Source organism: Leptospira stimsonii (genome assembly GCF_003545885.1).
GTDB classification, from domain to species: Bacteria; Spirochaetota; Leptospiria; order Leptospirales; family Leptospiraceae; genus Leptospira; species Leptospira stimsonii.
In genome coordinates, this window is the sequence record NZ_QHCT01000008.1 from 1 (window position 1) to 15,975 (window position 15,975).

At 39.3% G+C, this 15,975-nt stretch carries 11 protein-coding genes and 1 pseudogene; 3 read left to right on the top strand and 9 right to left on the bottom strand.

Features of this window, described 5'->3' with window-relative positions:
• Window positions 1-58: 58 nt before the first annotated feature.
• The 4 genes from DLM75_RS20315 to DLM75_RS20330 all read right to left on the bottom strand — a co-directional run bounded on the left by DLM75_RS20315 (window position 59) and on the right by DLM75_RS20330 (window position 2,858).
• Window positions 59-289 carry a hypothetical protein gene (locus DLM75_RS20315; RefSeq protein ID WP_147456674.1) on the bottom strand — a complete coding sequence of 77 codons (231 nt, stop codon included), beginning with the start codon at window positions 287-289 and terminating at the stop codon, window positions 59-61.
• A gap of 561 nt (window positions 290-850) precedes the next feature.
• Entirely contained in the window at window positions 851-1,744 is an 894-nt protein-coding gene (locus DLM75_RS20320) for an LIC10906 family membrane protein (RefSeq protein ID WP_118970340.1), read from the bottom strand.
• Between the two features lie 30 nt (window positions 1,745-1,774).
• Entirely contained in the window at window positions 1,775-2,380 is a 606-nt protein-coding gene (locus DLM75_RS20325) for an LBL_2463 family protein (protein ID WP_118970466.1), read from the bottom strand.
• Between the two features lie 82 nt (window positions 2,381-2,462).
• Window positions 2,463-2,858: a helix-turn-helix domain-containing protein gene (locus tag DLM75_RS20330; protein ID WP_118970467.1), complete on the bottom strand. Its 396-nt coding sequence runs from the start codon at window positions 2,856-2,858 to the stop codon at window positions 2,463-2,465.
• A gap of 346 nt (window positions 2,859-3,204) precedes the next feature.
• Between DLM75_RS20330 and DLM75_RS20335 the strand changes: the two genes are divergently transcribed.
• The 3 genes from DLM75_RS20335 (at window position 3,205) to DLM75_RS25075 (ending at window position 4,053) form a co-directional block, all read left to right on the top strand.
• Complete coding sequence (locus tag DLM75_RS20335) at window positions 3,205-3,417, top strand: hypothetical protein (RefSeq protein WP_118970341.1); 213 nt, start codon at window positions 3,205-3,207, stop codon at window positions 3,415-3,417.
• Between the two features lie 17 nt (window positions 3,418-3,434).
• Entirely contained in the window at window positions 3,435-3,734 is a 300-nt protein-coding gene (locus DLM75_RS20340; protein WP_118970342.1) for a hypothetical protein, read from the top strand.
• Window positions 3,735-3,852: 118 nt separating this feature from the next.
• Window positions 3,853-4,053, top strand: coding sequence for an LIMLP_19325 family protein (locus tag DLM75_RS25075; RefSeq protein ID WP_429945535.1), 201 nt, complete (start codon window positions 3,853-3,855; stop codon window positions 4,051-4,053).
• 498 nt (window positions 4,054-4,551) lie between these two features.
• Here the strand turns inward: DLM75_RS25075 and DLM75_RS20350 are convergent, their stop codons facing one another.
• The 5 genes and pseudogenes from DLM75_RS20350 to DLM75_RS20370 form a co-directional block, all read right to left on the bottom strand.
• Complete coding sequence (locus tag DLM75_RS20350; RefSeq protein ID WP_118970344.1) at window positions 4,552-5,319, bottom strand: hypothetical protein; 768 nt, start codon at window positions 5,317-5,319, stop codon at window positions 4,552-4,554.
• A gap of 177 nt (window positions 5,320-5,496) precedes the next feature.
• Window positions 5,497-6,087: a hypothetical protein gene (locus DLM75_RS20355; protein ID WP_147456675.1), complete on the bottom strand. Its 591-nt coding sequence runs from the start codon at window positions 6,085-6,087 to the stop codon at window positions 5,497-5,499.
• Window positions 6,088-6,369: 282 nt separating this feature from the next.
• Window positions 6,370-7,918, bottom strand: a pseudogene (locus DLM75_RS20360) (RHS repeat-associated core domain-containing protein); the annotation flags it as partial.
• A gap of 472 nt (window positions 7,919-8,390) precedes the next feature.
• Entirely contained in the window at window positions 8,391-8,792 is a 402-nt protein-coding gene (locus DLM75_RS20365; protein ID WP_118970346.1) for a hypothetical protein, read from the bottom strand.
• Window positions 8,789-15,760 carry an RHS repeat-associated core domain-containing protein gene (locus tag DLM75_RS20370; protein WP_118970347.1) on the bottom strand — a complete coding sequence of 2,324 codons (6,972 nt, stop codon included), beginning with the start codon at window positions 15,758-15,760 and terminating at the stop codon, window positions 8,789-8,791. Before DLM75_RS20370 ends, DLM75_RS20365 begins: the two co-directional genes overlap by 4 nt.
• Between the last annotated feature and the right edge of the window lie 215 nt (window positions 15,761-15,975).

Sequence of the window (15,975 nt, forward strand, 5' to 3'; positions counted from 1 at the left end):
CAGGATGAAAGTTATAGAGAGTAAAAGCAATACTTTCAGAATTTTTAATTTAACATGGCTAAACTCCCGGACCAAACTTACCTCCCGACGGAGGACTTATCGCTCCGGTTAATTCCATTAATTCAATTGTAGCGATAAGAGCAATTGCTATTGCACCAAGAATTGCAAACACAGGACCCAATATTTCGAAAATCACGGCTACTGAGAGCGATCCAATCATTTCCACAGTTGCAGCAAAGGTCACTTCAGCACCAATTACAGCGGCCGATTCGACCAATGTTTGTGACAAATGTTAGAAGATTTTCGGACGTGATCTGATCGATTACGAAGTCTAGGTTCAGTTTCGCGGTTGCATCTGAGTCACCATATGAATGCACTAGGGAATTACGAACGGCATATATTTCATCGGCAACCTGCGGATCAGAATAATCCGGGTTAGCTTTTGACATATGGTCTGTGATGAACTTCTTAAACTCACCCTTGGTATTTTTTTGACCAGGATTAATTGCGAGTCCCATGTAATCAATGCAACACATCGAGAGAACCATCGATCCCATCAGTGCGCCTACGGCGTGAAGAATATCCGCAACCGCTGTCTCAAAAAAATCATGCTTTGCGATTTTTTCGTAAATATCCGAGGCATTGTTATATTCAAATCACTTTTCTATGAATTGAAATTGTTAAGCTACTTTTAATTAGATCAACTCGTTTTAAATCAGCGACGCTGATAGTTCCTTTTTTGAATACTGATACTACAATTACCAACAAAGTTTATGGATCATAGAATCGAAACCTTAATTTGAATTAAAACAATTGCAACGAGATTCACCACAGAAATAATAAATAATTACTATTTTATACGATTTTGATAGATTCCGGCGACCATTTCAGCTCGCTCAAACCTTTCTAAATCTGTCGACATCGCAAGCTCATGGTTCTTAGACGTAACGCTTAAAACGATATTCGCCTTACTAACAAGAAGCCTCATATAATATTCACTTGGATCCAATATTCTGAACAATACCAAGAAAAAAGAAGAAGACAATCGAGTTAATATAGGAATCGGATTCCCTTCTAAAATATTCTCACGGATACTAAAGGCATCATAGTGTAAAATTGCTATAGTCCAAAAGGCCGAAGAGACAATTATTCCAAAGGCAGATTTAGAAGCTAAAAAGTAACCGAGCAGAGGTAAAATATAAACGAAAATCAGCGAAATGGAAAGAGAAATAATAATACCTGAAAATAACAAAAAGGCTTTTACCCTTTCGTCTCCGCGACTTTTAAAAATCGAAAAAAAAGCTTCAAAGCAGGAGATGAGTATGTAAAAGCAACAGTAGCCGATGATTAAATGGTAATTCCAGGTAGGAGAATAAGAAAAATTTTCTGGTTCCCGAATCTTGACTACATTACAAGTCAAAATTACAATTGAGAAATATACTAAAAGTATGAAATTAGTAGTATATTCAAATTTCCTAAATATATTACTACGTTTAACCGTTAACAAAGAAGAAACGACCTCATGCAACAAGTAAGGGGCAAAAATAATCGGTAACAAAGTCCAATTGATGAGAAGATTTCGATGTTCAAGCCCGAACGAGCCTCTCTGTCCAAGAAAAAGCATCCATAAAGAAAGAGAAATTGTCAGATAGAAAAAATAATTTCGAACTGGCTCTTTCGGAGCAAAGATTCGAACATACAATCCTAAAGAGAAAGCGAATATTCCGATACCAGTGCTAATCAAAACGACAAATTCTCCTCAAAAATATGTTAGTTATATTATTTTTGAGGCAATTTTCTGTAAACACTCTTTTCCGATTTCTACCACTTCGAACCAAGACATTTCACCATTTAGATAGAACCCAGGAAAATACATTGGGCCCATATATCTTACTGACTCTAAAGCGCCCTCTCGAAAGTAAATTCTTTCAATCCCGGATAGCTTTGGATTATACATACCGTAAACCATATCATAACCTTTCTTCACGCAATGTCTTGCCGTTTCAATGAAAGTTAACTTAGCGGCTTTCCCGCCTTTTGCACTTTTTATGAATGAAACCGAATTCCAATCGGCAACATTCTCTTCAAGAACTCCGTACCTTTTTGGGGGGAATTCGCTTCCTTTAATAAACGCAACTTCGAGCGGAATAAAATTCCAGGGAAACTTTTCAGTAATTCTCATCGCGGCAAGAATTCCCTCTTCCCCTTCCACATAGAACCAAGTAGACCAATAATCATAATTTACGTTTTTCCAAGGCGAATTTGTATAACCGGCATCTAAATAAATTTTAGAAACAAATTCTTTAATTTTCTGAAGGACGTCTGGGGATTCCAGGCCGATGATTTTTTTGACTGCAAGTTTCTCTATTACTTGTGACATAATGAAAATTATGTCACATTTACCAAAAAAACTCAAACAGATTATTTTTTACTTAGAATTCAAAAAAAGAAATTAACAAAAATCACTTTGGATCTAATTTTTCCGCCAACACTTTGATTGCAGATAAATTTCGATCTGAAAGTTTCAAAAGGATTCCTATTAAATCCACTAAACCTGCTTTCTTGCGAATGCTTTGAAGCAATTTTAGATCTTCTTCTTCAATATCAGAATTAAAATTCTCGTCCGGAAGAAGCATTTCTCCTTTTCCGCTTACGACCCACTCATCTGAAACACTGAACATAGATCTCAATTGAGACAGAAATCTAGGGGTAATTACGTTCTCACCATTCTGTAATCGAGTAATAGTGCTTTCGGATACCCCGAATTTCAAAGAAAGCATCTTCTGATTTAACTTTTTTGCCGTTTTTAGATATTTAAAAACAATTTTAAGGCGTTCCAGTACTTCGGGATCTGTCATTTTCTTGTATGTGGCAATTTTTTTAAATTGACTAATTGTATAATGCAATTTATAGTTCGACTGACTCTTTTCCTGCAAGAAGTTAAGAGGAATTAGCAATGACCCCTTTTAAAGAGCAAGAATTTAACAAAAATTCCAAACTTCGACCGACCAGAGGATCATTCTTTCTTATCAAAGGAGAATTAATCGTTTCAAACCTTTCCTTGGCTAACAAGAAAGTTCAATTGTCTCAAGAAAACTAACAAAGGAAAGATTCGTTACGCACCCTTAGTATACGACAAGAAGCTAAACCGGAAAAAATAAAGAAAACAAGAAGATAAAATTTTGGATATTAAGGATTTCGCAAATGAATAGCTACAAGCTCGAATCTTTGAAATTGAGCATGAAGCTCATTGATCTGAAAACTACAGACGAAAAGCTCCGAACCGATGCTGAGACTATTGACCTCCTTATTACAAGATGTGCACTTCAAGAATATTATTTAGAAAAACGAAATATGTTAAAGGGTTACCATGACTGGCTGGATGACCAGGGGCTTCAAGAATGGGTTTATGATTAAGCAAATCGTAAAAAAGAATGTCCGAGCAAGAATCGATTAACGAAGAAAATTCAACTTTGGACTCAAAAGACATCAAGCGCAAACTCTATAAGCCTGAGCTTATTGAAGCTTGTAAGAAAATTGCGAATTTAAGAAAGCCTATTTCAGATATTGCTCGAATCGTTAAACCATTAGGAATCCCTTATTACACAGTTTATCAAGTCTTTATAGGGCAATCAAACCACCCTGCTGTTTTAGGAATATTGACTAAATTAGGTATTGCCCATAACAGAAAACCAATCCGTGAACGAAGCATCGGGAAGAATAAAGATGAATGAAAAATCAGTTCTGAGATTATTAAAACTTAGAACCAGTAGTTTATCTTATCTAATTCCCTTATTTTATCTATGTCACTATTTTTTAGGAATTGCTGAGGGCCAACTGATGAAACACTTTATGAACGTAAAAGCAGTCGAAATAAACGAGAGCGACTTAGATGAACACGAAAGAATATTAGGAATTAAACTAAGTCAATTAGAACGCGAAGCGATTTTGAAATATTCAGGATACCGAACGGCTCTACGATTTGTTAGTAGTCGAAATATTTTTTTGAAAACTCCTGTCGATTTCGGATCCATTATCCCCGAAAAAGAGTAACCGTTATTATTAATAGTTGCCCTATTCATCTCAATAAGGTGAGAAGTTTAATTTTAGAAATCTTGTTTTATTTGCGACTGGATTGATAATAAATCATACATTCCGTATTTTCTCTTATTGTATTTACGCATGAATCTCGACAACTACCTCTTGGAATGTAGTTAGGTCTTTGTGTAGAAGGAAAACGTTCATTGCAATTTAAAAAACAATTATCTAATTCGCGATAACAAATACGTTGTTTTTCAGAATTTTGATTCGATATTCCTTTTTTTGTAAGCTTATTTATATCGATTCCTCTCGCGTCAGAGTTATATCGCATCCAGCAATTCGAAATAATAAGAATGCAAATCGAAATTAAAAACGATTTCAAATCAATTCTCAACCTAAATTCAAAAAGTTATTGGAGTTGAATCTGAATGTCTGCTGGAGCCGAGGTAATACTGTCCGGATATTGAAAAAGGACTGTGATCGGACCCGAAACCGTATCAGAGAACCAACTTATTTGATTTGCGAAACATTATTGCTACCAAGGGCAATACCTTTAAAAGAAGTTGGAAAACAAGGATCACTACCCTGAACAGCCATAGGAGAAAAGTTAGTTAAACTCGAAGTTGTTGAAGTAAGCGAAATTAATTGATTCGGAACGTAATTATCAATTTTAACGATCGCAATGGAAGTAGCACCTTCGAAATCGAATATCAATGGTTTTATTGTCGTAGTTGCAATGATAGGAGTTTTACAAACTGCTTTTGAGTCTAATGACACTGAAATATCAGTCGGAATTACTTTTGATGTACTTCTTGAAGCGCTCATCACCATCAGGCTACCAGTCAAAGAAACCATCGTTGAATTTATTCTATTGCCACTTGCAAATAAGAATCGATAGCTATTTAAAGATGAAATAGAATAACTTTGAGGCACATCGCAAGGCCCACTGGCTTTATAGAATAGCGGTGCGTATTTACTTGGATCCGATGTCGTCATCTTTAAATTTATCCTGCGACCGAACTCAAGATTCTCTACATAAGCTAATCCACCGACATATTGGTTTGTCAATATTGAATACGGCACAAATCTCAACGGTAGATCGGAAGTTGTTATTTTTGGCGTAGCGCAAGCTGAAGCTATGTTCGAAGTAAAAAGCAGGGCCAATAAAGACGCATTATCATCTCCATTATTTGGTTTGCAATTTTGCAGAGAAAGTCCGATCAAAAGACAGAATATTAAAAGTTTCTTTTTTATTTTCATAAATTCCATTTTTATCATTTTGCTATTCCTTAAATTTATTATATGCTTTCTTGTTTTCATAGTATAAAACAATAATAATTTTAAATGAGATGTGATTATTCATTTTACCTTTAAAAAATTGCAAAGTGCGTATATGCTCTAAATTACAATACTAATTTATTAAAATGATTGTTAAAGATGACAAATATGATTACATTACAGAAAAAGAATAATTCTCGACTTGTCAGAAAAATAAACAATCAGAACACTATTTTTCTGAATAGTTTCGACTCCATTTGCAAACGCTATTAAGTATCGGTTGGATTGTAATAACTCAACATTAGCACTCCCATATCCCTTATACTTAATTTTACTTTTTATTTCATCCATTTTCGATATCGGAATTATTTCCTCCCTTTCAACAGAAAACTGCCCCCTTCCTGGAAATCCTCCAGTAGTAGATTTTATTTTCATTTGATCATATTGAAATCCGATACTCGAAACTGCCTCTTCTCCATTAATTGAAGCTGATTCAATTCTTTGATTTATATTTTCAGAAATTACCATTATCACTAAGGACTTCGGACTCAGTGTGTCTTTAAATTCATTTAGAGAATTTTGTTCAGAAAAGCCATTGTTTTCATCTTCTAAAATCTCTTTCACCTTTTCTTGGTTACGAAGAATATAAAATTTAATTTTGGGAAAATTTAATGATTTTTCATATTGCCCCTTGTTCAATATTTCATAATTATATGATCTAAGTTCCTTTTCGTTTTCCTGTAATACTCTACCATACCCTGCAGGCATACAATCCGATATAATTATTAACGTAATTAACGTTCTAAAATAAAAGATTGTTCTTTTCATTCTCTTTTAAGTCCTTCAAAATAAACTTTAACATTTATGCCCTTTACCGTTGTCTTCAACGTCACAACCGCCTCCGCCAGAACCAGTTGTAATTACTGTTTTGCCAACTTGGAAATAGAAAAATAAAGTCGGACTTCCAATTTCGATTCGGCATCCATTCCATCCATCACATTCAAAGGAAACATCTTGGCTTATATCCATTTTCGCTTGGACAAATAACCCTCTCCCTTTTTCAACAAATGTCGCTCTTTGAATACCCTTGCCAAGGCCACCAGCCGCTTTTTCAATGTCCGACTTTTTATTATCACGATGAATTTTATTTCCAATACCATAGCCTAACATAAAACCTTGTTCAGCAGTTAAACCAAATTGAGGAGCGGCGAGTGCCCCCATCAATCCCCAAGCAAGTGGTGTTGAAATGCGATTTCCGCTTGCGTCACGCAACTTCGCAGGATTTCCATCCACATACATATATCGATTCATTCCGTTAGGCGAATCCGGCATCACCTGACTATCAGCTTGCAAAAACCTTCCCAAAGTCGGTTCGTAATATCTCGCTTTGTAAAAATAGAGCCCTGATTCCTTGTCTTCAATCTGACCCGTGTATTTGTATCTGAAAATATCAGGGCCATATGAGTCATTTCTGTTAATTGATCCGTAAGGCTCGTAAGAAACGTAGCTTACGCCTGGCTCTGGACCTGATGCTGGATTTCCGTATCCATCAGTAATCATTATCACGGATCCTAAATGATCCGGATGATAGAAAAACATTCCGTTGACCGGAGTTCCACCGTTGATTCCTCCACCAGATGTTCCGGAGTTTCCGTTCTGAATACTTGGTACACTTGGATTTACATTTGCGCCCATTGCAAGAACCCAAGGAGGGTCGCCTGATCCATTTCCTCTCGGCAATATCCCGCATCCTGGCAAAGAAGTAATCACAAACATCGCAAGAATCAAAGCGGGAGTTCCCGCTCCTTTCCAAGACAGCTCTTGCAAAAGGGCGTTTCCTCTAAGAAAGTAAGGATAGGCAAGATAAAGGATGCCAAGTAAGATTAGGAAGTAAATTGCATTGTAGAGTTTTGTAGGAACTCCTTCTTGAAAATACGAAGAATATCCTAAGAACGAATAGACTTGTTTTCCAATTCGACTCTTCCAATAGTCTCCACAGTCGATCACAACGTCTTTGCAAAACGGTCTAGTAAGAGTTCCCACGATTGAAGTTGCAACTTGATTTTCTTCTTCTAAGTTTGAGTCTGTGAGTTGCAAAGTGGCATCTTCTCTTGTCCACTGAGCCACAATTTCACCTTCAATTCCTTTTACATAGATTGTATGTTTTTCTGGAAGCCCGGAAGCTCTAACAATCTCGTAACTGTCCCCGAAAGAATACGTCGTTGTCAAAGCCGCATCGGATACAGTCTTAATTCGATTTCCAGTATAATCGTAGTTGTAATTGATTGAAGAAGTTACGCCGTTCGGTGTGATCTCGATTAGTTTTCCAAAACTGTCATAGCGAAGAACGTCTCCATTTCTTGAAACCATATTCCCACTTGCGTCATAAGTGTAGTTCATGGTTCCAGTGCTTGCACTCGTTGCCGCTGTCACTGCGTTTGCGTGGTTTCCGTCTCCGGTAGCTATGTGTGAAATTCCCTTTTTGAAGTAGGTTTCCATTTGCAGAGTAAGAGTAATTCTGTGTTCCGTATTTTCCGGTCGCACTTGTTACCCGGTCTAAGTTGTCTAACGTGAAAGTTTGTGTTCTTCCAGGATTCAACTTGTCATCAATCTTAGTGATGTTTCTTTTCCCGTCGTATGTATATTCCGTATTTCCGATCACGCTTCCATCCGGCTTTTTCGTTACGATCGCGATCGGTTTTCTTTCGATCGGTTCGTAAGCGATTTCCATCGGCAGAATCAATCGTTATATTCGAAACTGTTCCGTTGATCGTTTTAGTTTATTCGGGCGTTGCCGCTTCGCGGCCCAGGCTCTCCGCTTCGGTCAAGTTATTGGTAAATTCATTCTGAAATATAATATCTTCCGAACTTTCAATAACTTGACCACGCATCGATCCTTAACGCAAAGTTCTTTCTTCTATCGGGACAAAATCACACTTCCATCGGAAATCGTTGGCAATGAGCGAATAATATATTCGCTCCGACACACGACTCGTTCTGAGAGATTTTTGGAAGGCCTGAATATCCGGACCTTCCATTTTAGCTTTCACAGAGGAGATACGCTGCAATAATTAATCAAAGCATAATCCACCTCTCCCGAAATCCACATCACTAATTGCGCATTTTTTTGGTGGATTGCAAAATGCAGATTCGACAAGGCGTATATTCAAAATAGTTGAGCCGTAACTATCCCCACATTTAGTATTCAACAATACTTGTCCGATACAATAGTTCACATCTTTGGCACGATAGAACTTAATATCTGTCGGGAAAAGTGGACCTAAAAATCCAAATGGATTTGGCGTAGCAAATCCAATTGGAGTAGGAAACCCGCAAAAATTTAAGATTGATGCTTCGACCATCTTCAGTCTATGTCGATAATCGTCTTCATTTTCAGTGTGGGAGTGATTGCAATTCAATATTGCAATAGTCACTATTAAGTAAATCAGACTTTTAATTTTCACTCTTTTCATTCTCCTTGAAGTTCTTCAGCTTTCTTTTGCAATTTATACAAACGATAAAAGCGTTTGCCTACCACATACGCATAGGAAAGAGCGCCAACATACGGATTAACTACAATTGCGACAGCCGATGCATCTCCAAGCGCCGAATTCATCGCATTAGTAACCTTACCTAATGCAAAATGGGATATGACCGCTCCTTCAACATAATTTGAAACATAATCGGAAGCCAAATCTTGAAAAAAGTTTTGCCACTCTTTATCTTCATCAACCTTTAAGCCCTTCGATTTACTTACCTCAATTTGAATCTTTAAAAAAATAGCACCTTGAATCTTACTATCAATAAAGGCTTTATTACCATATCTCTCGTTAATCTGGTGCTTAACGATTGGTCTTACCCAGCTCCTAACCGACGTTCTTCCTGCAACCCATCTTGATGACTTAGAAATCGCACCATTTACCCCATTTGAAATTCCATGCCCAACTTTATTAATTCCATGTTGCCCAAAGTCCTTCCCCATCGCATGACCGACAATCCGGTTAAACATGTGTATTAACCCAGGAAGACCAACGTGTCCTGACGGATCTCGCAGCTTTGCAGGATTGCCATCGACATACATATAACGGTTCATTCCGTTAGGTGAATCAGGCATAACCTGGCTATCAGCTTGCAAAAACCTTCCCAAAGTCGGTTCATAATATCTTGCTTTGTAAAAATAGAGTCCTGATTCCTTGTCCTCAATCTGCCCGGTGTATTTGTACCGGAAGATATCCGGGCCATACGAGTCATTTCTGTTAATTGATCCATAAGGTTCGTAAGAAACGTAGCTTACGCCTGGCTCTGGTCCCGATGCAGGGTTTCCGTATCCATCTGTAATCATTGTCACTGAGCCTAAATGATCCGGATGATAGAAAAACATTCCATTAACCGGAGCTCCTCCATTGATTCCACCACCGGAAGAACCTGAGTTTCCGTTTTGAATACTTGGAACACTCGGATTCACATTCGCGCCCAAAGCAAGAACCCAAGGGGGATCTCCTGATCCATTTCCTCCCGGCAATATCCCGCATCCTGGCAAAGAAGTAATCACAAACATCGCTAAAATCAAAGCGGGAGTTCCCGCTCCTTTCCAAGACATTTCTTGCAAAAGGGCGTTTCCTCTAAGAAAGTAAGGATAGGCAAGATAAAGGATGCCAAGTAAGATTAGGAAGTAAATTGCGTTGTAGAGTTTTGTAGGAACTCCTTCTTGAAAATAAGAAGAATATCCTAAGAACGAATAAACTTGTTTTCCAATTCGACTCTTCCAATAATCCCCGCAATCGATCTCTACATCTTTGCAAAACGGTTTAGCAAGAGTTCCCACGATTGAAGTTGCAACTTGATTTTCTTTTTCTAAGCTTGAGTCTGTGAGTTGTAAAGTGGCATCTTCTCTTGTCCACTGAGCCACAATTTCTCCCTCGATTCCTTTTACATAGATTGTATGTTTTTCAGGAAGCCCGGAAGCTCTTACAATCTCATAGCTATCACCGAAAGAATACGTCGTTGTCAAAGCCGCATCGGATACAGTCTTAATTCGATTTCCAGAATAATCGTAGTTGTAATTGATTGAAGAAGTTACGCCGTTCGGTGTGATCTCGATCAATTTTCCAAAGCTGTCATAGCGAAGAACGTCTCCATTTCTTGAAACCATATTCCCGCTTGCATCATAAGTGTAGTTCATGGTTCCAGTGCTTGCACTTGTCGCCGCCGTCACTGCGTTTGCGTGGTTTCCGTCTCCGTAGCTATGTGTGAAATTCCCTTTTTGAAGTAGGTTTCCATTTGCAGAGTAAGAGTAATTCTGTGTTCCGTATTTTCCGGTCGCACTTGTTACCCGGTCTAAGTTGTCTAACGTGAAAGTTTGTGTTCTTCCGGGATTTAACTTGTCATCGATCTTCGTGATGTTTCTTTTCCCGTCGTAAGTATATTCCGTATTTCCGATCACGCTCCCGTCAGGCTTTTTCGTTACGATCGCGATCGGTTTTCTTTCGATCGGTTCGTAAGCGATTTCCATCGTCACACCGTTTCCAGTCACCCTTTTGATCGATGGATTTCCATTTGTATCCAAGTATGGTCCTTGGTAGCTAACAACAGAATGTCCTACACTCGTTCCATCGGCAGAATCAATCGTTATATTCGAAACTGTTCCGTTGATCGAATAAAGATTGTGCGTCTTGGTTCCATCGGGAAACGTTTGAGTGAGTGGCCTGCTTAGGGAATCGTAATCCGTTTTGAAGATAGCGATGATATCATCGATGTATTTTTTCTTCTGGATAACTTCCCCTTTCTGGCTATAAGTAAATTCAGTCTTTCCGGTTCCATCGGTAACTTGTGTTACGCGTCCCTTTGAGAATGGCACACTTCCGTCGTCATATACAAACTGAACGGGTGCTTCGGGGCCGTTCGTGCTTTGGGTAAGAATTCTTCCCAAACCGTCATATGTAAAACTGATCGCTTTCCCTCTTGCATCGGTTTGACTTGCGATTCTCCAATTGGAATCATAAGTAAGTGTAATGGTCCCTGAATTTGGATCTTGCGTCGAAACTTTTCTTCCCAAGGAATCATATCCGAAGGTCGTAGTCAATCCTCCAGGATCGGTAACGCTTGCAATCCCTCCAAACGGAGAGTAAGAGTATTGAGTCGTTCTTCCTTGGTTAGTTCGGCTTACTATTTGACCGAGCTCGTTTTTAGTTTCACTCACTGTAGAAGTCAAACCGTCTGGATACAAAGTGGTTTTTGTTTCCGTAAACCCAGAATTCGTAACGTTTGTCTGGATCGTTCCGTTTGCACTCGGTTCTAATATCGTGGTAAGATTTCCATCGGGGTCATTATATTGATATCTTGTTTGTTGCGGAGTCTGGATACTAAGATAGGAATTCGATTGTTGAATCAATTTCCCCTGAGCGTAATCATAGACGCTATCTTGAATTTGATTCACGCCGGAAAGAGACGTATTGCTAATGGAACGAATCGTTTTTCCCATTGGATCCTCAAAGGTCTGGGTTGTACTTGTGTTCCCGCTTACAGAATCGATCACGTTCTTTGTGACGGACTCGTTGTTTGCCAAATTGTTTAGATCAAAAAGACCGGTATTCGTGTATGAATACATTTCATTCGGGCTAGCGTTCCCTGGATACGTAATGCTCAAAATTCTTCCATACGCGTCATACGACATGGAAGTAGTCGCACCGTTCGGATCCGTCTTGGTTAATTCTAAACCAAGCTCTGGATCGTAGACACAAGTTGAACTATGTCCAACAGCATTCGTCTTAGTTACTGGAAACAGATTGAAAGAAGAATCATACACTATCGTACTCACTCCCCCGCTTGGATCCGTTACCGAAGTCACGTTCCCAAAAGAATCATAACCGAAAGTTGAAGTTAAAGGAGACGCACTCGAAGGAAATTGAGTTTGAGTAAGAACCTTGTCCCCGGAATAACTCAGTTGCGAATCTGAAACCCAGGTTCCATCCACATTCTTTCGGCTCCTCAAAACTCTCCCGATTCTCCAGGCCGCAGTATCGTGAGAATACTGAGTCGTGTTTGTAACCGTGTGAGATCCTAACGAATCGGTTTCACTTGTAGCAAAACCGAAAGAATCATACGTGATTGCTTTCGAAGAAGTCGTTACTAAGGATCCATTTTGGTAAAAACTCGAATTTACCGATCCCGCAACCGCAATCTCAGTTCCAAACGGATTCGGAAAACTAAATGAAGAATTGTTCGAAGAACTCAAAAGGTTATTGGATGCGTTGTAACTTCTCGATCCTTGTGGGACTCCAGCTAGCCGATAGTCGTTTTGAATATAATCGGTTATAGAATAAAACCCAGTATCCACGTCGGTTTCTTTCACCGAAGCAAAACCTAAACTTCTCCCAATCCCTCTTGTTCCAAGAAACATACGATCGTTTGAATATTGATAATTGGTTCTTTTGATAATCCCAGCTGAAAGTTCCTGAGTCGTTTGAACTGCGAGATAACTCGGAGAAGTATTCGGAACATTCGGATAGTTTCCGGAACCGGAAACCACGGCACCTGCATGTAAGCTCGCAAGGCCGTATTGAACCAAAGATCTTTGACCACCGGAGTTATTCGAAACTACCTGGAGCATGTCTTCACCGGAATTTCGAGCGGCATTGTATCGATAGGAAACTTGTCCAACTGTTTTGTCAGCGGAAATGTAGGCAACACTGAGATCCGAGATCCCATCGTTATTCATATCTGAAATCCAGATTTGATACGAATCCGATCGTTTAATTCCAGCGGCGTCATTGAATTCATTAAAAGAAAAACTACCAAAGGAATAAGTAGAATTCAGTACAAAACTTCCATCTCCTTTGGAAAGATAGGTTTCGTACTGGTGGTTGCCTAAATTCATCAAAACCAAATCCGGGAAGCCGTCTCCATTCACTTCTCCAAAATTAAACTGAATTAACTTAGTAGGATCTCCTGAATTTAAGGAAGAATAGATCGGACTTGTAAAACCGTTTCCAGTAAAAAGAGAAACAACTGCTTGTGTTCCCGAAAATGTAACCAGGTCAAGATTTCCGTCTCCATTTGCGTCAGTAAGCGTGCTCTTAAAAGGATCAACTGGGCCACTGATCGGGTAACTTCTCACTTGGGAGGTTCCATTGCTCGTGTTAAAAGATCTTATCTGTATTGAATACGTTGCATTTCCACCAGTTCCGGCGGCAAGGATTGTTCCGATCTGAGTAGATATAGTCTGACTTTGTTGAGCTAAGGGACCAATTTCATTGGCTACTATGTTTTGAAGGTCATTCGTAAGACTTGCGGCATTTGCGGGAGTCAGAGTCGTTCCTCCACTGGAACCTTGTAAGGCCACAACGGTTAAAATACAACCTAAGCCGCAATGAATATTAAAATAATCGATTAAATACTGAAACTCAGTTGGATTGATAGAAGCCGCATTCCCGGAAGCAATCAAATCAACCACATCCTGCGCTCTTTGATTTTGTTGTTGAAGTATATTCATCTGATTGTTCAGAGCATCTCTTTGTCCACTCAGTCCGATTAAAACGGAATTGTCAAAGGACTGCACCAACTGAACGTGATCTGCTTTCCCATCCCCCGTCATATCAATCATCGCATTGATAAAAGAATCAGAAAAGCCTCCGATCGAAATCGGATTATCAAAGAATGTTTTGCGGTTGATATAGACTTGAAAAGAGCCTCCGGAGTAGTGAATAAAATCCACCAGATTATCGCCGTTTAAATCAGCGAAGTAATCTTTTAAGGCTCTGTCATTTGTTACAGGCGTTGGGTTCTGAGGCGAGTATTGGTATTGATATTCGTAAGGGCTAAAAATCGTCATATTGCGAACAGCCCCATCCATGTTGACGTTCCCAAATTGAGTCGGAGAAGAAAAAGAAGTACCATTCGAATAAATGACCCAAAGACTTCCGTTGTATTCGTATGCGAAATCGGTTTTAGAGTCCCCGTTTAAATCGACTGCTTGATAGAATGTATTGTAAAAGATAGGAAGGCTTGCACTATCCGCAAATGGAAAGGATGACCCGTTGTTTTGAATTATATTCCCAGAAAGATGAATGCTTCCGTTATTTTGATCTCCGTTTAGCGTTGCAAAGTCGCTGATACCGTCCCCGTTTACATCCATCGACACCCACGCAACAAGTGCAGTATCAATTCCGTTCAAACAACCATTCACTCCACCCCAACCCTGGAATGCCGCACAATTGGTTGCAACATAGTTAAAGAATGCGGGATTGCCTCCCGTACACATCGGAATGATTGCACACAAACAAGAAGCAAGGCCCGCGTTACATGCGTTCCGATCTGGCACCGGCATCTTAACGATGAATTGCATAGCAAGATCCACGTTGGAATCTAAGAATGAAGGATGATACGGAAGCTCTTGGTTGAAAAATACGTTCGCTATATCTAACAAGAAGTCAGGAACGAACACCGCCATTGTTCCCGTATTCGAGCGATTAGCAGTTCCGACTCCGACTATCGAAAATTGACCCGCGTGATCGGAATATGAAAAGGTAAGATCATCATAATTTTCCACTCCGAAGTTGTTACTTCCGGACCGTTTCAAGGATTGCAAAATAGAACGCCCAGTCACGGGACCGGTCGTATAGTCCAAATCGTATTTTCGAAATGAGCTTCCGGAAATAAAGATTTCGATTGTATCGAGTCTCTTTTGCGTTTTTACGATCGAACCTTGTGAGTAACTTGGAAACTTGTCGTTTCGATTTTCATACGAAAATTGAATTTGGCGATCATTGTAAGAAATTGTAGAAGGATAATAATCCCCATTTGTATTGTCCATCGGAGTATAGGTTACATTGTAGCCATTGCCAAAAGAATCCTCTTCCCGACTCAGTGCCCATTCCCGAATTGAACCAGCCGTTCTTCCGATCGCTCCGATTCTTGAATCCGGAGTTCCACCGAAAGTGAACTTTTTTCCATCCTTGTCGGTCGCAACCCAAGAACAAGGCCCGTCTCCGCAGGTTCCTTGAGGAACAAACAAAATCCAGGACTCTTTCCTAGAATGAAAGGCTGAACGATTCCCACTAACATCGATTAGCTCCCCCGCAAGCGAAGAAGAATAGGAATCGGTTCCGTTATACGAAATTCCGTAAGACGGATTCCTTGAAATTGTATGAATTCCTGATAGATCCCATCCAACCCCTAAAACTCCATTTCCACCTCTTGAGTTGTAAGAAAGAGCGAGAGACGGAATCACACCTTTCGTTCCTTGCGGAACATCAATCGGAATCGAAGTTGAAGCAGAACCGTCGTGATTCGCTTCAATGACTGGAAGCTTTTGAGGGATACCGGTCGTGACAGCTGCGGCCATCGAGCTAAAAAAATTTCGAACTGTTCGAACTACTGAAAAATTAAGAACAAAAAGTATAACAAAGCTTAAAGTAAAAATGCGAAGTCCGCGTGATTTCATCCAAAAACTCCCGTTCTATCTGTATCAAAGCAACAATGTAACTAAGAATTCCGAAAAACAGAAATGCCTAGTCAATGCTACCATTTTGACACTTTTAAAAACTTACGACGGACTAGAAAATATTTTTTGTCTTTTTTACATTCCTAGAAAGTTTTGAATTATAATAAACATTATAATAAGGAACCAACGACAATTCTTAGTATAATGTTTTTCTA